Below are 25949 nucleotides of genomic sequence, written 5' to 3' on the forward strand. Positions count from 1 at the left end.
AGATTCGGTTGAATCAGAGTCTAAATAGTTTGGTATTCCGTCACCATCTGTATCATCATTAGTTGGATCTCCATCTCCATCTATATCTTCATCAATAGTGTTAACTCCATCTTCATCATCGTCTTGATCAATCACATTTGGAATTCCATCACCATCTGTATCATCATTTTCACCATCACCATCACCATCTAAATCTTCAATATAAGATGGTACTCCGTCAAAATCATGATCTAATTCAATTCTAGTTAACAAACCAAATTTAAACATTATTGGAGTATACGTCGGTATAGTATTAGTTCCAGATGAAAAGTAAGCTATACCTGAAGGTATAAAAACTGCACCAATACCAAAATTATGATTTGTAGTAGTACCATCACCATTTTCACTGTAGCCATCACGAGTTTTAAACTCAAGTAACACGTCTCTAAAGCCTGTTATCACACCAAAAAAAGAAGATACACTAGACAGGTTAAAAACTGAAGCCTGATTATTACTAGTATCAAAAACCTCCCCATCAAGCAATGCTCCTTCATAACTAACACCTACAGCATCTAATGGGTGTAACGACTCTCCTAAACCTTCTCTTAGACTTAGATAGTATAAAGTATAGACAACAGTATCTGTATCTATTTCACTCTCTACTTGCTTACTTAACAATTCAGGTCTGTTAATTAAGGGGTCAGCGTCCAAGTTGTTATTAGCTGCACTAATTGTGTCGATAACAATTTCAAATGTATCGTTAGCTAACGAATATGGATTAGCAAAATCAAAATCATCATAATTATAAGTATGAGTACTTAGATACTCTTCTATCTCTAAAATATCTTCATCGTATACTTCTTGTCTGTTTCTTTCTTCAAATGTAACTGTATCATCATCATCATCTGAATTACATGAAAAGGCAAGAGGTAATATAGATAAAAGTGCGAAAGTAAATTTTCTTAATCTCATTTATTGTTATTTTTGAAGTGCAAGATACATTTTAATATAATTTTGCACAATAACGTTAACGTCAATTTTAGATAAATAATATGCGAATAGACAAATATTTATGGTGTGTCAGATATTATAAAACAAGAAACATTGCTACTACTGCCTGTAAAAAAGGTCATATTAAAATAAATGATGCTGTTGTTAAGCCAAGTAGAGACGTTTATCCAACAGATGTAATAGAACTTAGAAAAGACCAAGTAAATTATAAATTAATTGTTTTGGACATACCTCCTAATCGTGTAGGAGCCAAACTTGTAGATCTTTTTCGGGTTGATAAAACACCAAAATCTGCTTTTGAAGCACAAGAAATGCTTAAATTAGCTAAAGATTACTACAGAAAAAAAGGCGTTGGACGACCAACAAAAAAAGATAGAAGAGATTTAGATAACTTAAATTTAGAAAACGAACAGTAATAATGGAAGGACAAAATATGATTTTAAACTCAAATGAAATCAATAATAAACTAAGACGTATTGCATACCAGATATATGAAGCTAATACGACTGAAACTGAAATTATTTTAGCAGGTATTGATGTAAATGGATACATATTAGCTAAAAAACTAAAAACTATACTTTCTAAAATTTCTGATATTAAACCTATACTTTGTAAAATATCCATAGATAAGAAAAACCCAAGATTACCTATAAAAACTTCTATTAAGGCTGAGAATTACACAAATAAATCTGTTGTTTTAATAGATGATGTTTTAAATTCTGGAACAACTTTGATATATAGCGTAAAACATTTTCTAGAAGTCCCTTTAAAACAATTTAAAACCGCTGTTTTGGTAAACCGAAATCATAAAAAATTTCCAGTAAAAGCAGATTACAAAGGGATATCGCTTTCTACATCTTTAAAAGAACATGTCCATGTTAACCTTGAAGGAAAAGATTGGAAAGCCTATCTAACTTAAACTTATTATAATATTTTGTAAAGTTTCCTCAATAGACCTAGTAGTATTAACAACTATATCTGCTTGATTGTAAAAAAACGATCTTTCAAAAATATGTTTAGCGATAAAATCTTTTAACTCCTCTTTTGCATTTAAATGCTCTATTAATGGTCTAGTTTTGTCTTGAAACAACCTATCTGTCAAAATATCTAAGCTTGCTTTTAAATAAATAGTCTTCACATTATCTAGTTTGTTTAACCAAATCATTGTATCATAAAAACAAGGGGTCCCTCCTCCTAAAGAAATAATAGTTTTATCACACTTAGATGTCAAATCTTTTAAATATGACTGTTCTAATTTTCTAAAATGTAGTTCTCCTTTTGTTTTAAAAATTTCTGAAACGGTTAAATTTTCGTTTTTTTCAATAAATCTATCAAGATCTACAAACTGAAAATTCATCATTTTTGCCAATTCTACTCCAATTGTAGACTTTCCTGAAGCCATATATCCAACTAAAATTAAATTCATTTTTGAGCTTATAAATTGATTATTAAATCGATAGAAAATTATGTGACAAAAAAACGAAAAAAAAATCATATTTACGCTTGTTGTTCTAATAAAAGGTAATATATTTGCACCCTCATTTAAACAAATGACCAGTTAGCTCAGTTGGTAGAGCATCTCCCTTTTAAGGAGAGGGTCCTGGGTTCGAGCCCCAGACTGGTCACTACTAAGTTAATTAATTATTAACTTTACAAATGACATAAACACTTAAACTAGTTTATAATAGTTTAAGACCAGTTAGCTCAGTTGGTAGAGCATCTCCCTTTTAAGGAGAGGGTCCTGGGTTCGAGCCCCAGACTGGTCACAAAAAAGTTAAGCATTTTGCTTAGCTTTTTTTTTGCTTTAAACTCAACTAACTCTAAAATAAGCAGCAACATACTTATTTATTTTATTGTTAATTATTTCAAAATCTTTTTAATTAAGAGTTAAAAATTCATTTTGTTTAACTATTTTTGAAAAATAATGAACAATATAAAATCTAAATTTAGCATTAAAGACCTAGAAAACCTTTCTGGGATTAAAGCCCATACCATTAGGATTTGGGAAAAACGCTATAATCTATTTCAACCAAACCGAACAGATACCAATATTAGATATTACAGCTTAGCAAGCTTACAAAAGATATTAAATATTAGCTACCTAAATAAAAACGGTTACAAAATATCTAAAATTGCAAAATTAGATACAGAGGACATACCTAAATTAGTCAAAGAAATAGCTGATAAAAACGATAAAAACAACCATTCTATAAATGCTTTAAAACTTGCTATGATTAATTTTGATCAAGGTTTGTTTTACAAAACTTATAGTGACTTAATTACAAATCATTCGTTTGAAACTATTTTCAATCAAGTTTTTGTCCCACTATTAGATGATATTGGATTATTGTGGCAAACAGATACTATTACTCCTGCTCACGAACACTTTATAGTTGAGCTTATTAAACAAAAAATAATACTAAACACTGAAAAAGCAATTAACACCACAAGCTTATCAAACCAAACAGAAGCTTATGTTTTATTTTTACCAGATAATGAAGTACATGAATTAGGATTACTTTTTACTAATTATTCTATAATTAATAAAGGTGCTCACGCCATTTATTTAGGCCAAAGTGTACCAATAGACAGCTTACAGTTTTTAAATTCACAATATGATAAAATTATATTTATTTCATGCTTTACTGTAAAGCCTGAAAAGGATAATTTAAATGATTATTTAGAAGAGTTTTATAAAAAAATATTACATAAAACTGATAATACACTTGTTATTTCTGGAAGAATGTCTTCTTTAATAAATAATGATGATTTTAATCAAATCAAAGCTTATAAATCCACAAAAGAGGTTATCGAAAACCTTTAACTTTTAATTAATATTTAATGAGTAAAAACATTGCAATAATTGGTTCTGGGTTTTCAGCATTATCCGCTTCCTGCTATTTGGCTAAACAAGGTCACAAAGTAACTATCTTTGAAAAAAATAGCACCATAGGTGGACGTTGTAGACAATTTAAAAAAGATGGATTTACCTTTGACATAGGTCCTAGCTGGTATTGGATGCCTGATATATTTGATAAGTTCTTTGCTGATTTTGGTAAAAAAACTTCAGACTATTACCAATTAGACAAATTATCTCCTGCTTATAAAATCTTTTTTAAAGATGAAAACATTACTATTGGAGATACACTTGAAAAAATCTGTACTGAATTTGAACGTATTGAACCTGGTAGCTCTATTCCACTTAAAAAATTTATAAAGAAAGCTGGAGATAATTATGATATAGCTATTAATAAAGTTGTGTTAAAACCTGGAGTTTCACCTTTAGAACTTATTACTCCAGAGACAGCAATGCGTGTAGATCAGTTTTTTAAAACTATAAGTAGTGAAGTTAGAAAAAACTTTAAAAACCCTAAACTAATCTCAACACTTGAGTTTCCGGTTTTATTTTTAGGAGCAAAACCTAACAAAACACCTTCTTTTTATAGTTTCATGAATTTTGCTGACTTTGGTCTTGGTACTTGGCATCCTAAAGGTGGTATGTACCAAATCGTATTAGCGATGTCTAGTTTAGCCAAAAGTCTTGGTGTAACCATTAAAACGGATAGTAATGTAAGTAAAATAGACGTTGTAAATAAATCAGTTTCTACCATAACAGTTAACAATAACAAATTAAGCTTTGATGTTGTTTTAAGTGGTGCAGATTATCATCATACAGAGACACTTTTAGAAGAGAAACACAAACAATATTCTGAAAAATACTGGAGTAAAAAGACCTTTGCTCCTTCTTCTCTACTCTTTTACATTGGTTTTGATAAAAAACTAGATAATATTCAGCATCATAATTTATTTTTTGATACTAATTTTGAGTCTCATGCAGAAGACATTTATGATGATCCAAAATGGCCAAGTAATCCATTATTTTATGCAAACTTCCCTTCTAAAACGGACTTGACTATGGCTCCTGAAGGATGTGAAACAGGATTTTTTTTAATCCCAATTGCTCCAGGAATAGAAGATACCTTAGAAATAAGAGCTAAATATTTAGATATAATTTTAAACAGGTTTGAAACATTAACAAATCAAAATGTCAAAAATAATATTATCTTTAAAGAGTCATTTTGCGTAAACGATTTTATTAAAGACTATAATTCATATAAAGGAAATGCTTACGGGATGGCAAATACACTACTCCAAACTGCATTTTTAAGACCAAAACTAAAAAGTAAAAAACTGGACAATCTTTACTTTACAGGTCAATTAACAGTACCAGGACCAGGTGTCCCTCCAGCTTTAATATCTGGAAAATTAGTAGCTCAATTAATAAACAAATACCATAACAAGTAACATGAAAGCATTATTCGATACTGTATCTTACAATTGTAGTAAAGTGGTAACTAACTCTTACAGCACTTCATTTTCATTGGCTACAAAAATGCTATCTACTAGCATTAGACAAGATATTTATAACATATATGGCTTTGTAAGATTTGCAGATGAAATTGTAGACACCTTTCATGACTATAATAAAAAAGAGTTATTTAAACGTTTTGAAGACGATTTAGAATTTGCCTTGCGTGATAAAATAAGCTTAAACCCAATTTTAAATGCTTTTCAATACACATATCACAAGTGTAATATAGATAAACACATGGTAGACTCGTTTATGAAAAGTATGCGATTAGACCTATCTAAAACTAAATATACAACCGATCAAGAATACAAAGACTATATCTATGGATCTGCAGATGTTGTTGGCTTAATGTGCCTTAAAGTATTTGTTAAAGGTGATAATAAAAAGTACGAAACATTAAAAAGTACAGCTATGTCATTGGGTTCTGCCTTTCAAAAAGTAAACTTTTTAAGAGACCTAAAAGCAGATCATGAACTGTTGGATCGCACCTATTTCCCTAATACAGATTTAACAAATCTTACTGAAGACGACAAACTTTTTATTATAAGAGACATCGAACACGATTTTGAAGAAGGCTTAAAAGGTATTAAACAATTACCAATAGAAGCTAAGTTTGGAGTTTTCATGGCTTACAGGTATTACAACCAATTATTAAAAAAGCTAAAAAAGACACCAGCTTTAGAAATTAAAAACACACGTATTAGAGTACCTAACTATAAAAAAGCCGAGTTACTAACACGTAGTTATGTAAAATATCAACTTAATTTATTATAAAAATAATGCAAACCCTTTATTGGATATTAGTCTTTTTAGGAACATTCTCAGCAATGGAATTTATGGCATGGTTTACACACAAATATATCATGCATGGCTTTTTGTGGAGTTTACACAAAGACCATCACCACAAAGATCACGACAGTTGGTTTGAGCGTAACGATGCCTTTTTTATATTTTATGCCATAGTAAGTATGACATGCTTTTACCTTTGGAGTTACGAAGGCGTTTGGTATTGTTTACCTATCGGATTAGGAATCATGGCATATGGAGCTGCCTATTTTTTAGTGCACGATATTTTTATACACCAACGTTTTAAATTATTTCGTAAAGCAAATAATAGATATGCAAAGGGTGTGAGACGTGCACATAAAATGCATCATAAACACTTAGGTAAATCTGATGGAGAATGTTTTGGAATGCTATTTGTACCTTTCAAATACTTTAAAAAATAATATTTTTATATGCCCAAAAACCATTATGATTACATAATTGTTGGTAATGGATTAGCTGGTTTACAATTAGCATTAGCATTAAATCAAGATTCTTTTTTTAAAGAAAAATCTATTGCTTTAATAGATCCTTCTCCTAAAAATGTAAACGATAAAACTTGGAGTTTTTGGGAAGAAAAATCTGGTAAATGGGACAAAATCGTTAATAAAAAATGGACAGAAGCTAACATTTACACCAGTAAAAAACAAATCCGTTTAAACTTAAATCCATACACTTATAAAAGTATTCGTGGTATTGATTTTTATAATTTAGCTAAAGCTGAAATTCAGCAGAACAAAAATTTTACTTTTTTAATTGAAACCGTTACAGATGTTTCTGAAACAAAAACACCAATAGTCACTACCGAAACCAATAGCTACACAGCCAATCATGTTTTTGACAGCAGACTAACTAAAGATTACAGTTTAAACGACAAGTCCTATACTAATATCATTCAACATTTTAAAGGTTGGGTTATAAATACTGAAAATAATGTATTTGACGACACCACTTTAACTATGATGGATTATCGTTTAAAAGATGGTAATCAAACCACATTTATGTATGTGCTACCAACTGCTAAAAACAAAGCTTTAATAGAATTCACCTATTTTACTGAAAATTTAGTAGAAGAAAAAACTTATGATAAATACATAAAACATTATATAAGTCAATATTTAAAGATTAAAAATTACAATATAATCGAAACCGAAGCTGGACAAATACCAATGACCACCTTTCCGTTTGATAGTTACAATACTAGATCTGTAACAAAAATTGGTACAGCTGGAGGCTGGGTTAAGCCATCAACAGGATATTCATTTAAAAATACTGAACATAAGGTTAGTTTAATTATTTCTAATTTAAAAAATAATAAAATACCTTCATCAGGATTACATAAAAGCAAATATAAATTTTACGATAAAATATTTCTTAAAGTATTAAAAGACGAAAACTATAAAGGCGAATGGATTTTTCAGCAATACTACAGTAAAAATAACCCAACAACTATGTTCAAATTTTTAGATGAAACTTCTACTTTTAAAGAAGATTTAAAAATTATGTGGTCCTTATTTAGCTTTAGCTTTATAAAAGCCTTTTTTAAGACCTTATAATTCTAATAAGCCATTAATAGTTTTATTGACCGTTTCACTATTCCAATTAGCAGCTCCATTTTTGTCTATTACAACTTCACCTTTTTGATTAATTAAAAAAGTTCTAGGAATACTATTTATTTCAAAAGTATTGATTGAAGACTTCTCTAAAGGCGTATAAACTTTAAATGAGTAATTATTTTTTGCCATAAATGCATTTATAGTCTCTATTTTTTCATTTGAAATAAAAACAAATTCTATTTTATCCTTATAAGTTTCATACAACTGCTGCATGCTTGGTAATTCTGCTATACAAGGTGGACACCAAGTTGCCCAAAAGCTAACTAATACGATTTTGTTTTCCGCTTGACGGAAATTAAAAGGTTGACCAGTACTATTTTGTAATTGCCAATTGTAGTTAGTTATTATTTTTCTGTTGTTTGGTTTTTCAATACTTGGTGAAAATAGTGCTAAACCTTTATGCACTTGAATTTGTATAAATTGTCTGGTTGTTGGGATAATCATTAGTACCAAAATAGCAACAAACAATGTATTATTTAATGAAATTTTAGGTTTGGTCATATTTGTTTTATAAAAAAAGCACCTAATACATTAGGTGCTTAAAAGTAATAAAAACTATTTATTTTATCTATTAACAGTTCCTGTTAATGATTGTGTAGGTCCTGCTCCCATTGTTATAGCGCTGTGTGTTTCTGCATCAACAGCTATAGTATGTAACAAAGGTTTTAATGTAAAAGGTGATGGACTATTATCAGGACTAGGCTCTACAGATACAACTATAGTTTGTCCTCTTAAATCCGTAGGGAACGTAAATCCATCTGGAGCATTTTGTAAATAATCTTCTCCTGGATAACCAGGTCCATTTCCTGCATCTCCTTTATAAGGTGATGTTGCTGCATTACTATCTGCCATTGATGGATCTGTAAAAGTACCTGTACTAATTGGCGTACCATCTATTACAGCCCAACCTTCATAAACCCAACCGTCAGAAAGTACAGGTAACTCTAAACCTGCTACTGCTGTTGCTGCTTCGTTATCTAAAAACCAAACACCACTAGCTTCATTAGTGTCATCCATGTCTGTTGGAGTTGCTAATATAAATTTACCAGCAACTGTAGAGAAATCTGCTACTAAATTTGAATTGACTACTGCTGAATCTCCAGAAAAATCACCTGCTAAAATTTTTGTATCTGCAGGAGCTGGATCAGAATCTACAGATGGTTCAATGGATAACACAAAGGTTGTTGCACTTTGTAATTGAGACTCTAGTACAGGAAAAGATTTAGGAAAAGTTACATCACTAAATGTTCCTGTTGATACTGGATTACCATCTACAATAATCCATCCTTCGTAAACATAATCATCTCCTAAAGCTTCAAGATTTGGAATGTCAATAGTAAGATTTGAAACTGGGTTTACAGGAGCGTCATCGTCGTCACTACAAGATACACTTAATACTCCTAAAGCCATTACAGCTAAATACATTTTTCTAATCATAATTTTTGGTTTTAATTAATTGAACAATTTTTATTAAAAAGTCGACACTTAATTTAAAACCTTACATAAATATCAAAAAAAACTCCTGAAAGATTCAGGAGTTTTAATAATTAACACTTTTCACCAAGTATTATGCATTGTTTTCTTTCTTAATTAAATTAAGAGCACTTCCCTCGTTATACCAGGCTATTTGCGCTTCATTGTATGTATGATTTACGATGATATTGTCCTTATTTCCGTCTGCATGAACCAACTCAATTGTTAGTGGTTTATTTGGTGCAAATTCATTTAAATCTAAGAAATTGAATGTGTCATCCTCTTGAATTAGGTCATAATCTGCTTCATTTGCAAATGTTAGTCCTAACATTCCTTGTTTTTTAAGATTAGTTTCGTGGATACGAGCAAAAGATTTAACAATTACAGCTACAACACCTAAATGTCTTGGTTCCATTGCTGCGTGCTCACGAGAAGAACCTTCTCCGTAATTATGATCTCCAACAACTATAGATTTAACTCCAGCTGCTTTATATGCTCTAGCTGTATCAGGTACACCTGCAAACTCACCAGTTAATTGATTTTTCACAAAATTGGTTTTCATACCAAATGCATTTACTGCACCAATTAAGCAATTATTAGAAATATTATCTAAATGCCCTCTAAAACGTAACCAAGGACCAGCCATACTAATATGATCTGTAGTACATTTACCAAAAGCCTTAATTAGTAATTTAGCACCTGAAATATCACTACCAATTGGAGTAAAAGGTGTCAATAATTGAAGTCTTTCTGAATCTGAAGCCACTTTTACTACTACTCCACTTCCATCTGGATCAGGAGCTAAATACCCATTATCCTTAACTTCAAAACCTTTAGGTGGTAACTCCCATCCTGTAGGCTCATCAAACATAACTTCCTGTCCATCTTCGTTAATTAACTTATCTGTTAGTGGATTAAAATCTAAACGTCCAGAAATTGCAATAGCAGCAGTTATTTCGGGAGAAGCAACAAAAGCATGTGTATTAGGGTTACCATCTGCACGCTTAGCAAAGTTTCGATTAAAAGAGTGTACAATACTATTTTTAGGTGCATTTTTTGGATCGCTATATCTTGCCCACTGGCCAATACATGGTCCGCAAGCGTTTGTAAATATTTTAGCATCTAATTTTTCGAAAATCCCTAAAATACCGTCTCTGTCTGCTGTATATCTAACTTGTTCAGATCCAGGATTAATACCTAAATCAGCTTTCATTTTTATACCTTTATCTATTGCTTGTTGCGCTATTGATGACGCACGTGATAAATCTTCGTAAGATGAGTTAGTACACGATCCAATAAGTCCCCATTCTACTTGTAAAGGCCACTCATTAGTAGTTGCAATCTCAGTCATTTTATCACCAACTGGAGTTGATAAATCTGGAGTAAAAGGTCCATTTAATAATGGCCCTAACTCTGATAAGTTAATATCTATAACTTGATCAAAATACTGTTCTGGATTAGCATATACTTCATCATCTGCAGTTAAATACTCTTTCACTTGATTTGCAGCATCTGCAACGTCCGCTCTGTCTGTGGCACGTAAATAACGCTCCATAGACTCATCATAACCAAAAGTTGATGTCGTTGCACCAATTTCTGCTCCCATGTTACAAATAGTACCTTTACCTGTACATGACATAGCTTTAGCACCTTCGCCAAAATATTCAACAATTGCACCTGTACCACCTTTGGCAGATACAATTCCTGCTACTTTTAAAATAACATCTTTAGGCGCTGTCCATCCAGATAATTTACCAGTTAATCTAACACCAATTAATTTTGGAAATTTAAGTTCCCAAGCCATTCCTGCCATAACATCTACAGCATCTGCACCTCCAACTCCGATAGCAACCATACCTAATCCTCCTGCATTAACTGTATGAGAATCTGTACCAATCATCATTCCTCCTGGAAAAGCGTAATTTTCTAATACTACTTGGTGAATAATACCTGCTCCTGGTTTCCAGAATCCAATTCCGTATTTATTAGATACTGATTCTAGAAAATCAAAAACTTCGCTACTTACACTATTTGCGTGTTTTAGATCTTTTGTTGCACCTTCTTTAGCTTGGATTAAGTGATCGCAATGTACAGTAGTTGGTACAGCAACATTATCTTTTCCTGCTTGCATAAATTGCAATAATGCCATTTGTGCGGTTGCATCTTGACATGCAATACGGTCTGGAGCAAAATCTACATAATCTTTACCTCTTGTAAAAGCTTTGTCTGTTTTACCATCCCAAAGGTGAGAATATAAAATTTTCTCAGAAAGTGTTAAAGGTTTTCCAACAACGTCTCGTGCTTTATCTACACGTTCTGCAATTTGGCTGTACACCTTTTTTATCATATCAATATCAAATGCCATAAGTTCTTTTTTTTTGTTTATTTAGTTGTGATTATTAGTATCCTAATATACAAATTATAGTATGACTATGAAAGTGTTTTAACGTGTTTTGAGTAATACCAAAATATTAACTATTTGATTTGTATCGTGTTAGGGATTGCAGTGGAAATCCTTTTTTTAACACTTATGATGCTTAGTAAAGTTTTAGTTAGATTAATAATAAAACAATTGCTTAAAATAAATCTAGTTAAAAAAAGATTGGGAACGAAAAGCCCGACCCTTGTGGTAACGCCCAAATTTTAATAATAAAGAAAGATTGTTTAATACAAAAAAATCCGAGTTTTTTGAACTCGGACTTTTTAAATATTGTAAAATATCCTTTAGATTATCTTACTAATTGCTTTGTTGAAGGTTTGAATTTGGTTAAAACAATACCATCTACTGCTGCTTCATATTCTTCCATAGTTGGTGTTCTACCTAAGATTGTTGATAAGACCACTACTGGTGTTGATGATAATAATGACTCACCTTTTTTATCTCCTGAATCTTTTACAACTCTTCCTTGGAATAAACGTGTAGATGTTGCCATTACTGTATCGCCTGGTTCTGCTTTTTCTTGGTTACCCATACATAGGTTACAACCTGGACGCTCTAAATACAACATGTTTTCGTATTTAGTACGTGCTAATCCTTTTGGTGCGCTATCGTCAAACTCGAATCCCGAGTATTTTACTAAAACATCCCAATCACCTTCTTCTTTAAGTTCGTCTACAATATTATATGTTGGAGGTGCAACTACTAAAGGTGCTTTAAATTCTACTTTACCATGTTGGGCTTCGACATTTTTAAGCATTTGAGCTAAAATTTTCATGTCTCCTTTATGAACCATACATGATCCTACGAAACCTAAATCTACTTTTTTAGTTCCACCATAGTATGATAATGGTCTGATATTATCGTGAGTGTAACGCTTTGATACGTCATCATTGTTTACGTCTGGATCCGCAATCATTGGCTCAGCGATTTCATCTAAATCAATAATAACTTCTGCATGATATACAGCATTTGCGTCTGGTCTTAACGATGGTTTAATACCTGTTTTAAGCTCAGTAATTCTAGTTTCTGCTTTATCTACAAGACCTTTAAGTACTTGTTTAGCATTGTCCATACCTTTATCAATCATGATTTGGATACGACCTTTTGCAATTTCTAATGACTCGATTAAAGTATCGTCTTCTGAAATACAGATAGATGCTTTAGCTTTCATCTCTGCTGTCCAATCTGTAAATGTAAAAGCTTCATCTGCAGTTAAAGTACCAATATGTACTTCGATTACACGACCTTGGAATACGTTTTCACCTCCAAACTGCTTTAACATTTGTTGTTGTGTTGCGTGTACTACATCACGGAAATCCATATAAGATTTCATTTGTCCTTTAAAGGTTACTTTAACCGATTCTGGAATAGGCATTGATGCCTCACCTGTTGCTAATGCTAAGGCTACAGTACCTGAATCTGCTCCAAAAGCAACACCTTTAGACATACGTGTGTGAGAATCTCCACCAATAATAATGTCCCAATCTCCAACAGTAATATCGTTAAGTACTTTATGAATAACATCTGTCATCGGGAAATACTTCCCTTTTGGATCACGACCAGTAATTAAACCGAAATCGTTCATAAAGCTCATTAACCTTGGTATATTAGCTTTAGATTTATCATCCCAAACTGAAGCTGTATGACAACCAGATTGGTAAGCACCATCTACAATCGGAGAGATAACTGTAGCTGCCATCATCTCTAATTCTTGAGAGGTCATTAAACCTGTAGTATCCTGAGAACCAACAATATTTACTTCTGCACGAACGTAAGAACCTGCATGTAAAGTAGCTCCTGATGTACCAACTGCATTTTTATTAAAAATTTTCTCTACAGCTGTTAAACCTTGACCTTCTATTGATACTTCTTTTGAAGCTGCGTATACTTGAGGTACCTCAATACCTAAAACTTTACAAGCAAATGTTTGTAATTTTTTACCAAAGACTACAGCGTAAGATCCTCCAGCTTTCATAAACTCCATTTTTTGTGGTGTAAATGCTGCCGATATATCTTTAAGTTCTTGGTCTCCGTTATATAATTTTTTCTCTTTTGTGTTTATAGTTAATACAGTACCTGTAGCTACAGAGTAAACTTCTTTTAAGATAGGTTCTCCATCTTCATCTACGATAGTTTTACCATCTGCATCTTTTTGTTGTACCCAATTTTTAAGGTCTAAACCTATACCTCCAGTTACACCAACTGTTGTTAAGAAAATTGGAGCAATACCGTTAGTACCTGCAATTACTGGTGCAATGTTAATAAATGGAACGTAAGGACTTGAAGAAATACCTGTCCATAATGCTACATTATTTACACCTGACATTCTGGAAGAACCAACTCCCATTGTTCCTTTTTCTGCAATTAGCATTACACGCTTATCTGGATGTGCTTCTTTTAATGCTAATAATTCGTTTTGCATGTCTTTGTTATGCTCAAACATACATTGACCATGTAACTCACGATCTGACCTAGAGTGTGCATCACCACCAGGAGATAATAAATCTGTTGAAATATCACCAACACCTGCAACATAAGTTACAACTTCTATTTTTTCTTCAACTTCTGGTAGTTTTGTAAAAAACTCGGCTTGAGCATAGCTTTCGATAATATCATTAGCTATTTCACTACCATTATTAAGTGCTTCTTCTAAACGGTCTGTATCAGCTTCGTAAAGAAAAACTTGTGTTTTTAACACTTTAGCTGCTTGTAAAGCTATTGATTTGTCTTCACCTAACGCTAAATCTAATAATACCTTAACCGATGGTCCACCTTTCATGTGTGATAATTGCTCAAAAGCAAACTCGGTTGAAATTTCTGAAACTAAAGATTCACCTAAAATAATTTCTTTTAAAAACTTAGCTTTAACAACTGCAGCACTTGTGGTACCTGGTAAAACGTTATAAATAAAGAAGTTTAGAGACTGCTCTCTATATTCGTTATCTGTGTCTTTAATTTGCTCAATAATTGCGCTTAATAAATCTGCACCATCAATTGGCTTAGGATGAAGACCTAATTCTTTTCTGTCTTCAATCTCTTTAAGGTAATCTTTATAAATGTTCATATAGTTTAAAATAGAATTCTTTTAAATTTATTACTGAAAAAAATGTTGTAAGTATACACTTTAATCATACTCAAACCTTACGGAAACTAGAAAATTACGTACAATTCAAGTCTAGCAAAATTACGAAAATTTTAAGGTATTTTGAAAGCTAATTATAAAATTGAAGTATTGATAAATTTGATGAAATAATATCTTTAATTTTATTAATTCCACATTTTTGATGCCTCAAAAAAATCATTATCAAAATTAATTAACTAAAAATTACATTTAATATAAATACTTATTATTTATAGAGTTTCTAAATTTTATCAATGGATATTCAAAAAAAGTAAATAATAGATAAGAAAATGCAAATGTTAAGATCCAATACAACACTAAAATTGAAAATTTAGCAATTAGACTGACTTGATCGATATCTATAAATTGTCTTATAGTTAAAAAAACAATTGAATAATTAATTAAATAAATAGAATAAGACCACAAACTTATTTTAGTAATTAAAGGTGTTAATAAAACATGTTTTTTCCAATTTGAAAACACAGGAAACGTCAACAAAATACTTATAGATACTAAGGGTAAATAATAAATATTAAAAAACGTTGAGAAATGATCTGGATTTAATTGATTTGAAAATATATTTAAATGAATAATTACAAATAAAAAAGCCCCAAAACCAAAGCTTAACCATTTTAGTTGTTTCCAAGATTTTGTGAAATAAAAAGCAAAAAAAGCTCCTAAAAAACCATAATAAATACTATCAATTCTATAAATAACTACTTTTCTTAAAATCTTACTCCATGAAAGATGTTCTGGGATTGTGGTTAAATGAACATCAAAAATAAATCTGTGTATTGTAATACACACAATTACTAAACAAGTCATTATTAAAAAACTCCATTTATTAAGTTTTTTAAAGAATAAGCCCAAGGCTAATAATATTAAGGGACCAATAATATACGCAAACTCTTCTATTGTTAAGCTCCAAGATTCGGTAAAAAAATCAGGTTGCTGTGAGCTAAAATTTTGAAGAAAGAAAAAGAACTTATAAAGCTGTTTAGGTATTTCGCTATTAAAAACATACAATAAACAAATATTAACAATTAAAACCAGATAATAGTTTGGAAGTGTTCTAAGCAAACGACGTATCCAAAAACTAATAAATTGCTTAAGACTAGTTTGTTGATTTTGTATATGTCTTATTAATATAGTACCAATTAAAAATCCACTAAGCACAAAAAATATATCTACACCTATTGTACCAAAAAACTGAATGGTTTTAACAATTGTTGAGGATGATTCTGGAAATAATAAAATAGTAGAATGTGAGCAAAGTATCAGTAAAATAGCGATTGCTCTAACAACGTCTAAACCAAATACTCTTTGCTTGTAAGTTGTTATTGATTTCAAAAATTAGATTTAATTATTTTTGTCTTGCTATTTTTACTAGTTTAATGATAGCATAAAAAATAGCACAAAACTCTATAAAAGTTCCTAAAGTTAGTAGTAAACTTCCGTTTGGCAATGTTGTATTTTAAATAACGCACCAACGATTGTTAATGCAATACCTATTAGTAAGATAATAAAAGGCACTAATAATTGCTTAAGCTTCATACTAAAATAAACTTTTTATAATCTGCTCAATAGTGATTCCTTCTGCTTCAGCTTTATAGTTTTTAATCATTCTGTGACGCAAAATACTTGTTGCAACAGCTTGGAGATTTTCTATATCTGGAGAAAACTTACCATTTACTGCTGCATGAGTTTTTGCTGCTAAGATTAAATTTTGAGACGCTCTTGGTCCTGCTCCCCAATCTACATATTGTTTTACTAAATCTGAAGCTGCATCACTATGTGGTCTTGTTTTACCAACCATTGTAACTGCATACTCGATAACATTATCTGCTACAGGAATACGTCTAATTAACTGTTGAAAATCTGTTATTTCTTTAGCAGTAAATAATGCATTAACTTTAGGTTTATGGTCTGATGTGGTTGCTTTAACAACATCTACTTCTTCCTGAAATGTTGGATAATCTAAATTAATAGCAAACATAAAACGGTCTAATTGTGCTTCTGGAAGTGGGTACGTACCTTCTTGCTCAATTGGGTTTTGGGTTGCTAATACAAAATAAGGTAAATCTAATTTATAATGATGACCTGATACTGTAACAGCACGCTCTTGCATTGCTTCTAGTAAAGCTGCTTGAGTTTTTGGAGGTGTACGGTTAATCTCATCTGCTAAAATAATATTAGCAAAAATAGGTCCTTTAATAAATTTAAATTGTCTGTTTTCGTCAAGGATTTCGCTTCCTAAAATGTCACTTGGCATTAAATCTGGAGTAAATTGTATACGTTTAAAATCCAATCCTAAAGCTTGAGAAATTGTATTAACCATTAGTGTTTTGGCTAAACCAGGAACACCAATTAATAACGCATGACCACCAGAAAAAATAGAAATTAAAATCTGATTTACAACATCGTCTTGACCAATTATTACTTTGGCAACTTCTTGTCTTAATGAATTGTATTTAGTTACTAGAGATTTTACTGCTGCAACGTCTGACATAAATTTTGTTAGTTTTTTAACCAGTTACTTGAAAAATCACAATCTCTGTGAGACTCGCTAATTTTAATATAAGTATCGTTAATTTTTTCGTTTTGCCACTTACCAATAGCGTCGTATTGTTTTTCGTTTAAAGCTAGTTCTTTAATTTTCAAATAATCACGTGCGTAATCTGCATCATGCTCGTCAATTCTATCTGTAACTGTTACTAACTTAAACTTAATGTTACCTTGTCTGTCTGTATCAGTCAAGACTTCACTTATTGTATTGTTTTCTAAATCTTGTAATTGACCATATAATTCAGGATCCATTTTTGTTAATTCAAAATTATAATCCTGAGTTTGAGGGTTAATTAATTGACCTCCTTGAAATTTAGTTTCTTTTTCATCGCTAAACTCTAAAGCTGCTTCGGCAAAAGTGTAATCACCATTAGCAATTTCTGTTTTAATTTTTTCAATCTTTTCTTTAGCTTCTAACACTTCATCATCAGAAATTTCTGGAACTAATAAAATGTGACTTACATCATACTCTTGACCTCTAATTTTTTCAAGGTATATAATATGATACCCAAAGTCTGTTGCAAAAGGTTCTGAAATTTCACCTTCTTGTAATGAGAATGCAACATCTCTAAATTCTTTTACCATTCTTGGTGTAGAACGTACCATTGGAGGTAATTTTCCTCCTGATCTTTTTGATCCTGGATCATCAGAATAAAAGGCTGCTCTTGATCTAAAGCTTTTTCCGTCTTCTTCAACTTCTCTTTTAAATTCTTTTAATCTATCAATAACACGTTGCTTTTCGGTTTCGCTAACTTTAGGCTCAATTACAATTTGTGCTACTTTAAGTTCTGTTCCAAATCTTGGTCTTTCTTCTTTTGGTATGTCATTAAAAAACTGTCTTACTTCTTCTGGAGTGACTTCTACTTCATCAATAATTTTTTTCTTCATTTCTGAAGCTAACTTGTTACTCTTGTTAATTTCAAACATTTCTTCTCTGAAACTAGCTTCGTCTTCTTTGTTGTAAAATTTTAATAATTCATCCATATTACCATTAGTTTGCTGTAAAAACTGCTCAACTTGTTGGTCAACGTATGATCTTATCTCTGCATCACTAATTACAATACTATCTTGGATAGCATGGTGTGCATATAATTTATCTTCTAATAATTTACCAAATAACTGGCAACGTGTCACACCTTGTAAAGATGCGCCTTGTGCTTTTAATTGTAAGATCATTTTATCTACATCACTATCCAAAACAATGTAATCTCCAACTACTGCTGCAACACCATCAACTTTAGTTGCTCCTGTTGTTAAAGTAGAATCTATAGTTTTTTCTGGAGCTGTCTCTTCAATAATTTCTTGAGCAGAAGCAGTAAAACTTGCTAATAATAAAAACGTAAAAGCTGTTAACGTTTTAGATTTAATTGTAAATTTCAAATTGTTTGTTTTTAATGGCATCTTTAGTAATGTCCTTTTCTAATTGTTTAATCAATTCCAGTTTTCGTTTATTAATAACGATTTGGTTAATTGTTGGTCTTACGTACTCTAATGGAGCTGTTTCGTTTCGTAACAACACATCATTTATTTGCATCAAATATAATCCTAATGAGTCTTTGAGTTGTATAAAATTAGATTTTTTTAACAATTCATTTCGATTTTCAGGTTGTACTGCTGCAATTTTATTTATGACTTGGTCTACTCTTATCCAAACTGAATCTTTTAATGAATACGTTTTAAATTGTATGGATATAGAATCTAATTCTTTCTTATCTTCAATATTGAAGCGTTTAAATTTAGTTTTGACATCGTCAAGGTCTAATCTATTAGCATCCAAATTAATGTATCTAAACTTAATTAAGTCTTCGTTTAATTTAAAAGCATCTTTGTTGATATCATAATATATTGTTGCTTCTTGATTTGATACTGTTGTGTCTAGGTTTTTAGACACTAAAGCCTCCAAATATGCTTTACTATATAAATCACTTTTATATTGTTGAATTAACCTATCAAATTTTTCTAATTTTGAATCTGATAAGTTGACTTGTGCATTTTGAACAAGCAATTGTTGTGTTGCCCATCTGTTAATAAAATTATTAGCAAAAATGGTACTATCAGGTGCATTTAAATTTTCAGGCAATACCTTTTTTAAATCTTTATGATATAAAAAGGCATCCTCTACTCTAGCAATTGCTTCATCTTCCTGTACTGGTTTAAAATAGTCACAAGACCACAAAACACTAACTAATAACACTATGTAGATTGATTTTTTCAAATTTATTTAAGTTCGTCTTTGACTTGTTTTAAAGTATCTTGATTAATTTTTACTGTGTATTTTTTAGCTAATTTTTCTAACCATTCTTTTTCAATTTTAGCTTGATAATCTGCAATAACATTACCTTTTGACTCTTCAAAAGTCTTTGCTGTTTTTGGTAATACACGTATGATTTTAACAACACTATAAGCATCATTATGTTTAAATATCTTTGATACTCCAGTCTTAATATCTAAACCTTTTGGTAAAGCTTGATGATTTACATTTAATGTATCAGTAATAAAGCTGACGTTAATTTTTGAATCAGAATTTAATTGCCCTTTAATTTGATCTACAATAGTATTTTTACTTAACAGTTTTGCTGTTTTTTTAATTATACTTTTCTCTGCTGAAGATGCAACAATTGCATCTAATCTAACGTCATGAAAATAATTGTCTTTATGTGCATTGTAAAAGGATTGCAATCCAACCGAATCTTGTTTTGAAACATTCCAAATTTGTGTTTCCATAAGGTCAAATAGTAATAACCCATCTCTATATTCGCCTAAAATATGAGCGTATTCCTCATTTTCATTTTCTAAGTTTTCTTCTTGATAAGCTTTTAAGTGACTTTCTAAAAATACTTTGTAGTTGTTTTTTATTAATTGATTTAAATCTATTTTGGACTGACGTTGACGTTGACTTTTTGCCAAAAACTTAGCAAAATCCATGTATGTTAATGGCTTATCTTTAATGCTTACTAAAACTGTTTCGTTTTTAAAATAATCTGGAATAGTCCAAGTACTTTTAAAATAATTATCATTTAAAATAGAGGTAATTGGCTGAAGGTTTGGTAGAGTCTTGGATACGTTATACTTAGCATACAGTGCCTCTATACGTTTATCATTAATAACTTTAGACCTAGAGTCGCGCTTAATTTTGTTTTTTAATTCAGGCTCAAGTTCTTCAAAAGACTTAATTCCTTTTTTATCAATAAGTTTAACAATGTGATAACCAAATTCCGATTTAAAAGGTTTGCTTACATCGTTTATATTTTTTAATCCAAAAGCAACTTCTTCAAAAGCTTTAGAACTTAATTGTCCAGACGAAAACGTATTAAGTTGTCCTCCTTTACTACTTGAGCTTTTATCTTCAGAAAATTGTTTTGCTAAAGCACCAAAAGCTTCTCCTTGTTGGATACGTTTATAAATCTCGTCAATACGTTGTTGTGCTGTTTGCTGTCCGTCTTTACCTGTAAGCATAATATGTGCTACAGTAAGGTCTCCTCTATTTTTCCTCTTGTCTTTTACAAAAACAACATGAAAACCAAACTGCGTTCTAAACGGTTGTGACCATTGTCCAACAGCTGTATTGTATGCAGCAGTTTCAAAGGGATACACCATTTTAAAAGCTGTAAAATAGCCTAACTGCTCAGCAAAAATAGTACGTCCATTATGTACATCTTGCTTAATAGCCTCAAAACCTTCATTTATAACTCGACCTCTAAGCTTTTGTATTTCTTTATAGGCTGAAAGAGAATCTTGTGGACTAGCGTTTTCTTCAATTCTAACTAAAATATGATTGGCATCAATCTCTGTCAATAAGCGTTGATAAGCCTCTTCTACTAATTGATCTGTAACTTTATTATCATTTAAATAATTTTTGGCTAATTGGTTTTTATAGTTACCAAATTCTCTAATGTAAGATGTTTTTTTATCCAGCTCTAAAGCTCTAGCCTCAGCAATTTTTAGCTTATATTTTATAAATAAATCTAAATAATTATCAATGTCTTTTTGTGAATCGTCCTTAACTAAATCTAGGTTTTTATTATAAACACGCTTAAAATCAGAAGCATAGACTGGTACATCATTAACAGTAAACAATACAGACTTATTTTGCGCCTTAACCATAAAATTGGAGACAAAAAAAACAAATAATGTTAAGCGTAACATATTCAATTTCATAAAAAGCTTAGTTTAATTAGCAATGTCTGCAAAAATAGCAATATTACACTATAATACAAGCACTTTTGACAGTGATACAATAAACAACTTATTGCATGATAAATAAGTAAACTATTTGTTAATTTTAATCTAAAATTAGCATTTCACATTTTAACTCAAAAATTAGCTAAAAACTTTAAATTAAAACTAAATTGTACTTAATCGGTAATCTTTATACCCTTAGCGATTGTAATGGGTAAATAAAGTAATAATTTATATTTTTATATATAATCCCAAAATATGAAATACACTACACAAATTATTATAAACAAATCTGTTGAAGATTGTTTTGCCTTACTTAAAAATCACGACAACATGAAGTATTGGCAAGATGGCTTGTTAAGTTACGAGCATCTGTCAGGCGAACCTGGTATGGTTGGAGAAACTATTAAAATTAATTATGCGTTTGGGAAACGTCTAATGAGTGTCAAGGAAACTATAACCAAAATAGAAGAAAATTGTGTTTTAAATTTTAATTTTGACACTAGTAACATGCATAATATTCAAGAGAATTATTTTGAGATTATAGATAAAAATACTACTAAATGGTCTAGTATAAATCAATTTGTACCTACCAAATTTAGTTCACGATTAATGATGCTGTTAATGCCTAAAGCATTTAAAAAACAGTCTAAAAAATATTTAATTGATTTTAAGGCTTTCGCCGAAAAACAAACTGCTACTAAAAAATAATAATGAGACAACTTAAACTAATTTGGGATTTTAGAGGACCTGACGCTTTAAAAATAGCAGAACACCACGTTATACATCTTAAAGAATACATAACTATTAAAAATACCCAATTAAACATCACAGGTGTCGAGACTATAAATGACATGCATTGTATTGCATATATGGTAGTAAATGAAACCGAAATGAAACCAATTCGGGACGCCTTAAAACCGCATCGTGGACAGGTATATCAACCATAATTAACAAAGGTTTAATACCATTTACTAATCCAGTAAACTACTAAAATTACTAAATTTGCAATGCTAACTTATATTTTAAAACAATGTAAGTTTAAGTATAAATTATCGACTTAATTTTGCAACACTACAAACAAACTTATTAAAGTTTAAACTTCATGATAAACAATAACTTATTAAATTATATAAAAGACGTATTAAATAACAAACCTGAAGGTTGGCTAAGTACCACAACACACAGATTAGATATTTATAACGAAGCTTTAGCAAAAGTTCAGTTTTTAGATCTTTTTGAAACGCTTTACAACGACAATAATTCAGAAACCTCAGCTTTAGATAATCTTCCAACTGCCTATGATTACATACGCCTAGGTCATCCTTTATCTTGTGTTTTAGAGTGGTCCATTGCAAAATTAAATAATATTAGCGCTCAAAACGTAATAAGCTTTGACTCTCAAACAGTACCAATTTTAGCTGTTTTAAGAAAAAACTTATTAGATAATAAAAAGACTCAAATTAATTATATTGGACAATTACCAGAAGTGTTTAATGCTGACATTATTAAAAGTGTTTACGGTTATAATTTTGAGTTAAATCAGATAAAAAATATTAACGACATTTCTGATTTTGATGGAAGCACTATTTTTATAGCTGAAGACAAACATATTGGAGCAACAAACTTAATTAATACAGTTGATTTTCATATTAATCTTCATGGACCATTAGGAAGTATTTTAATTATAAATGAATCAGAAAACGACCATTATATTTCTGATATCCAACATGTACGTCGTCGTGAAACTGTTGCGATGACACCATCAAACACTCTGTTGGCTTTACAAGCTTTAGCTAATCAAGCCAATTACAATACTCCCGAAAGCAACCAACAAAATAAAACAGCTGTATTAGATGCTATTAAAACCGTTACAGGATCTAACACAAAAGCATTAGTGGCATCAAGTGGATTATCTATTCAATATGCTACTTTAATGGGATTAATTGATGATGCTAAACAAAACCACAAGGGTAAAGACATAAAAATAGTTGTACCACCCAATTGTTATGGAGGAACAAATGACCAAGCACGTCGTGTTGCTGCATGTATTGACAATGTATCCATTGTTGATTTACTAGTAGATGGTGATAATGATATGGTACAAAGCATCGATAATGTATTAAACACTATTGCAACGCAAGATGCAGTTCCATTAATAATTGCCGAAATACCAACAAATCCAAGAGTTGAAGTTCCGGATTTAATACAATTAAAAGCTGCTTTAACTAAAGTGCGTCAAACACCTAACGGACAAAACGCTATTGATCCTGTTTTTATTTTAGATCAAACGTTTTGCCCAAATGTTCAGTTTTTAGGAGAAGATAAAATATTAGCTACGGTTAGAACTATATCTTTTGCTAGTGGATCTAAGTTTCCTAGTGGTGGACAATGTACAGCTGGTTATTGTATTGGTAACACTAAGACTTTCGATTTAATCGAAAAAATAGAACAACATTTATTATTGTGTGATAACGAAGCAACCGCTTTACAATATCAGATTTTAGCTAAACAGTTACCATCTATGAACCAAAGAATTGCTGATGCGTATACTAACACTCGCGATTTTGTAACATTTATACAAGAGACATTACCTGATGCTAAAATCAATTTTGTGTCAGAAGAGTTAGCCTCACAAGGCTTTACACCTTCTGTATTCTCTTTAGATCTTCCAACAAAAGGAAACACAGACGAAGAAAAAGAAACTTACAAAAGAGCACTTAACTTAAAATTAATTAATTTAATGATTACTGAGATTCCTGATCAAAGTAAATTTTGCGTTAGTTATGGACAGTTAAAAGGTTGTTATTGGACTATTCCTGCAACCTCTACACAAGGAACCACCAAAGAAGGTGATAAAGATTATATTGTACGTGCATCATTATCTCCAAATTTAGATTTAGAACTACATAAAAAAGTTTTTAAAGACTTTGTAAATAACCTATAATAGATATAAAAAACACAACTTTATAAGTTGTGTTTTTTATTTAAACTAATTTTAAACCAACAGAAAATCATGTCAAAAAGCCAATTGAACTTAATTTTTAAAAAGAAATTTATTTATCTAATTGCAATTACTATTTTAGGTTTGTCATGCGCAAACTCTAAAACAACTAAAGACAAAACCTGTCCTAATCAAGTTAATGGAACATTAGTAAATATGACTGGTTTAGATGGTTGTGGTTGGATGATTTTATTAGAAAATAATAAAAAAGTTAATCCCATTAACTTAAAAACATTTGATATTACATTAAAAGATCAAAAGAAAATAACTTTTAGCTATACAGAAATTAAAGACAGAATGGATATTTGTATGGCTGGTCAAATTGTAGAAGTAAATTGTATTACATCTTTATAAAATAGTTTTACAAATACTAAAAAGCTGTTAAACAGATTAAGCAATTTTATATAAAATTAGACAAGACGTACCTTGTAATTAGCAATTATTAAATATTAAATCATGACATTTAAACATTTAAATGATGACACTAAAATACCTATCGCAGGCTTCGGAACCTATAAATGTACAGAGCAAGAAGGAATTCAGTCTGTTGCCAATGCTATAGCAAAAGGTTATAGATTATTTGACACTGCTGCAATTTATGGTAATGAAGAAGCTGTAGCACAAGGCATCAAAAAAAGTGGAATCGACAGAAACGAATTATATATTACAACCAAACTTTGGCGAGAAAACTTAAGTTATAACCAAGCTAAAGCTGAATTTAATAAATCTCTTAAAAAATTAAGTTTAGATTATATCGACCTTTACCTTATCCATTGGCCTGCAAATGCTAAAAACTATAATGATTGGGAACACGCTAATGCGAAAAGCTGGAGCGCAATGGAAGAATTACAAGCGGAAGGTAAAATTAAATCCATTGGAGTCAGTAATTTTTTTCAAGAGCACTTAGAAGCTTTATTTAAAACAGCCAATGTTATACCTGCTGTAAATCAAATCGAGTTCCATCCTGGTTATTGGCAGGAAGAATTAACCTCGTATTGTAAATCAAAAAATATTGCGGTACAGTCTTGGTCTCCTTTAGCCAGAGGTCGCGTGTTTGACAATCAAATATTAATAGACATTGCCAATACACATCAAAAATCTATTCCGCAAATTTGTTTAAGATGGGTTTTACAACACGACGTAATTGTAATTCCTAAATCTACATCACCTCAACGTATGGAAGAAAATCTAAAAATTTTTGATTTTGAGTTATCAACTTCAGAAATGGAACAAATCAATGCAATACCAAAATTAGGTTTTAGTGGAGAGCATCCTAACTTCTGGCCAGATCGCATTAAATAAATATAATTTACATAAAAAAAGANACATATATAGTGTTTACTTTTATGTTCGTTTGCAATTTT

Annotated in this window: 23 protein-coding genes and 2 tRNA genes; 14 read left to right on the plus strand and 11 right to left on the minus strand. The window is 30.7% G+C overall.

The window, feature by feature from the left end; translation table 11 throughout:
* Window positions 1–951, minus strand: a 951-nt coding sequence (locus ITB9_RS14200) for an FKBP-type peptidyl-prolyl cis-trans isomerase (protein WP_054852750.1), incomplete at its 3' end; no start/stop codon positions are given.
* 80 nt (window positions 952–1031) lie between these two features.
* Here ITB9_RS14200 and ITB9_RS14205 point away from each other — a divergent pair.
* Both ITB9_RS14205 and ITB9_RS14210 read left to right on the plus strand, forming a co-directional pair.
* On the plus strand, window positions 1032–1406 hold the full coding sequence (locus ITB9_RS14205) for an RNA-binding S4 domain-containing protein (RefSeq protein ID WP_054852751.1): 375 nt from the start codon (window positions 1032–1034) through the stop codon (window positions 1404–1406).
* 2 nt (window positions 1407–1408) lie between these two features.
* Window positions 1409–1909 carry a phosphoribosyltransferase family protein gene (locus ITB9_RS14210; RefSeq protein WP_187294283.1) on the plus strand — a complete coding sequence of 167 codons (501 nt, stop codon included), beginning with the start codon at window positions 1409–1411 and terminating at the stop codon, window positions 1907–1909.
* Here the strand turns inward: ITB9_RS14210 and ITB9_RS14215 are convergent.
* On the minus strand, window positions 1901–2416 hold the full coding sequence (locus tag ITB9_RS14215) for a shikimate kinase (RefSeq protein WP_054852753.1): 516 nt from the start codon (window positions 2414–2416) through the stop codon (window positions 1901–1903). The genes ITB9_RS14210 and ITB9_RS14215 overlap by 9 nt on opposite strands.
* 126 nt (window positions 2417–2542) lie before the next feature.
* Here ITB9_RS14215 and ITB9_RS14220 point away from each other — a divergent pair.
* The 7 genes from ITB9_RS14220 to ITB9_RS14250 all read left to right on the plus strand — a co-directional run bounded on the left by ITB9_RS14220 (window position 2543) and on the right by ITB9_RS14250 (window position 7743).
* Window positions 2543–2615: transfer RNA gene (locus tag ITB9_RS14220), tRNA-Lys, on the plus strand.
* A 68-nt stretch (window positions 2616–2683) separates the two neighbouring features.
* Window positions 2684–2756, plus strand: a tRNA-Lys gene (locus tag ITB9_RS14225).
* Window positions 2757–2914: 158 nt separating this feature from the next.
* Entirely contained in the window at window positions 2915–3814 is a 900-nt protein-coding gene (locus ITB9_RS14230) for a MerR family transcriptional regulator (protein ID WP_028607912.1), read from the plus strand.
* Window positions 3815–3831: 17 nt separating this feature from the next.
* The gene (locus tag ITB9_RS14235) at window positions 3832–5295 is read left to right on the plus strand and encodes an NAD(P)/FAD-dependent oxidoreductase (RefSeq protein ID WP_054852754.1); all 1464 of its coding nucleotides are present in this window, start codon (window positions 3832–3834) and stop codon (window positions 5293–5295) included.
* Window position 5296: 1 nt separating this feature from the next.
* Entirely contained in the window at window positions 5297–6136 is an 840-nt protein-coding gene (locus ITB9_RS14240; RefSeq protein ID WP_028289894.1) for a phytoene/squalene synthase family protein, read from the plus strand.
* Between the two features lie 5 nt (window positions 6137–6141).
* A complete protein-coding gene (locus ITB9_RS14245) occupies window positions 6142–6591 on the plus strand; it encodes a sterol desaturase family protein (RefSeq protein WP_028289895.1) in 450 nt (149 codons plus the stop codon).
* Between the two features lie 9 nt (window positions 6592–6600).
* Window positions 6601–7743 (plus strand): lycopene cyclase family protein, encoded by a 1143-nt coding sequence (locus ITB9_RS14250; protein ID WP_054852755.1) that lies wholly within the window; start codon window positions 6601–6603, stop codon window positions 7741–7743.
* On the opposite strand, the gene ITB9_RS14255 is transcribed toward ITB9_RS14250, so the two are convergent.
* The 9 genes from ITB9_RS14255 to ITB9_RS14295 all read right to left on the minus strand — a co-directional run bounded on the left by ITB9_RS14255 (window position 7738) and on the right by ITB9_RS14295 (window position 21560).
* Window positions 7738–8304, minus strand: a complete 567-nt coding sequence (locus ITB9_RS14255; RefSeq protein WP_054852756.1) for a TlpA disulfide reductase family protein — start codon at window positions 8302–8304, stop codon at window positions 7738–7740. The two genes, ITB9_RS14250 and ITB9_RS14255, sit on opposite strands and share 6 nt — an antisense overlap.
* A gap of 63 nt (window positions 8305–8367) precedes the next feature.
* Window positions 8368–9240: an anti-sigma factor gene (locus ITB9_RS14260; RefSeq protein WP_054852757.1), complete on the minus strand. Its 873-nt coding sequence runs from the start codon at window positions 9238–9240 to the stop codon at window positions 8368–8370.
* Between the two features lie 130 nt (window positions 9241–9370).
* A complete protein-coding gene (locus ITB9_RS14265) occupies window positions 9371–11641 on the minus strand; it encodes an aconitate hydratase (protein WP_054852758.1) in 2271 nt (756 codons plus the stop codon).
* Between the two features lie 364 nt (window positions 11642–12005).
* Window positions 12006–14780 carry a bifunctional aconitate hydratase 2/2-methylisocitrate dehydratase gene (locus ITB9_RS14270; protein WP_054852759.1) on the minus strand — a complete coding sequence of 925 codons (2775 nt, stop codon included), beginning with the start codon at window positions 14778–14780 and terminating at the stop codon, window positions 12006–12008.
* Window positions 14781–15047: 267 nt separating this feature from the next.
* Complete coding sequence (locus ITB9_RS14275; protein ID WP_054852760.1) at window positions 15048–16187, minus strand: acyltransferase; 1140 nt, start codon at window positions 16185–16187, stop codon at window positions 15048–15050.
* A gap of 205 nt (window positions 16188–16392) precedes the next feature.
* Window positions 16393–17346 (minus strand): MoxR family ATPase, encoded by a 954-nt coding sequence (locus ITB9_RS14280; protein ID WP_054852761.1) that lies wholly within the window; start codon window positions 17344–17346, stop codon window positions 16393–16395.
* A gap of 8 nt (window positions 17347–17354) precedes the next feature.
* Window positions 17355–18803 carry a peptidylprolyl isomerase gene (locus tag ITB9_RS14285; protein WP_028289904.1) on the minus strand — a complete coding sequence of 483 codons (1449 nt, stop codon included), beginning with the start codon at window positions 18801–18803 and terminating at the stop codon, window positions 17355–17357.
* Window positions 18766–19617 (minus strand): hypothetical protein, encoded by an 852-nt coding sequence (locus ITB9_RS14290; protein WP_054852762.1) that lies wholly within the window; start codon window positions 19615–19617, stop codon window positions 18766–18768. The genes ITB9_RS14285 and ITB9_RS14290 overlap by 38 nt, the downstream gene beginning before the upstream one ends.
* A 2-nt stretch (window positions 19618–19619) precedes the next feature.
* Window positions 19620–21560 (minus strand): peptidylprolyl isomerase, encoded by a 1941-nt coding sequence (locus tag ITB9_RS14295; protein WP_054852763.1) that lies wholly within the window; start codon window positions 21558–21560, stop codon window positions 19620–19622.
* Window positions 21561–21839: 279 nt separating this feature from the next.
* Here ITB9_RS14295 and ITB9_RS14300 point away from each other — a divergent pair, with 279 nt between their 5' ends.
* From ITB9_RS14300 to ITB9_RS14320, 5 genes are all read left to right on the plus strand, one after another.
* Window positions 21840–22292 (plus strand): SRPBCC family protein, encoded by a 453-nt coding sequence (locus ITB9_RS14300; protein ID WP_054852764.1) that lies wholly within the window; start codon window positions 21840–21842, stop codon window positions 22290–22292.
* A 2-nt stretch (window positions 22293–22294) separates the two neighbouring features.
* A complete protein-coding gene (locus ITB9_RS14305) occupies window positions 22295–22531 on the plus strand; it encodes a hypothetical protein (protein WP_054852765.1) in 237 nt (78 codons plus the stop codon).
* 155 nt (window positions 22532–22686) lie between these two features.
* The gene (locus ITB9_RS14310; RefSeq protein ID WP_054852766.1) at window positions 22687–24528 is read left to right on the plus strand and encodes a PLP-dependent transferase; all 1842 of its coding nucleotides are present in this window, start codon (window positions 22687–22689) and stop codon (window positions 24526–24528) included.
* Between the two features lie 69 nt (window positions 24529–24597).
* Entirely contained in the window at window positions 24598–24939 is a 342-nt protein-coding gene (locus tag ITB9_RS14315; RefSeq protein WP_054852767.1) for a hypothetical protein, read from the plus strand.
* A 102-nt stretch (window positions 24940–25041) separates the two neighbouring features.
* The gene (locus ITB9_RS14320) at window positions 25042–25887 is read left to right on the plus strand and encodes an aldo/keto reductase (RefSeq protein WP_054852768.1); all 846 of its coding nucleotides are present in this window, start codon (window positions 25042–25044) and stop codon (window positions 25885–25887) included.
* Window positions 25888–25949: the final 62 nt, after the last annotated feature.

The sequence above is a fragment of the Olleya sp. ITB9 genome (assembly GCF_001315805.1).
Classification (GTDB): domain Bacteria; phylum Bacteroidota; class Bacteroidia; order Flavobacteriales; family Flavobacteriaceae; genus Olleya; species Olleya sediminilitoris.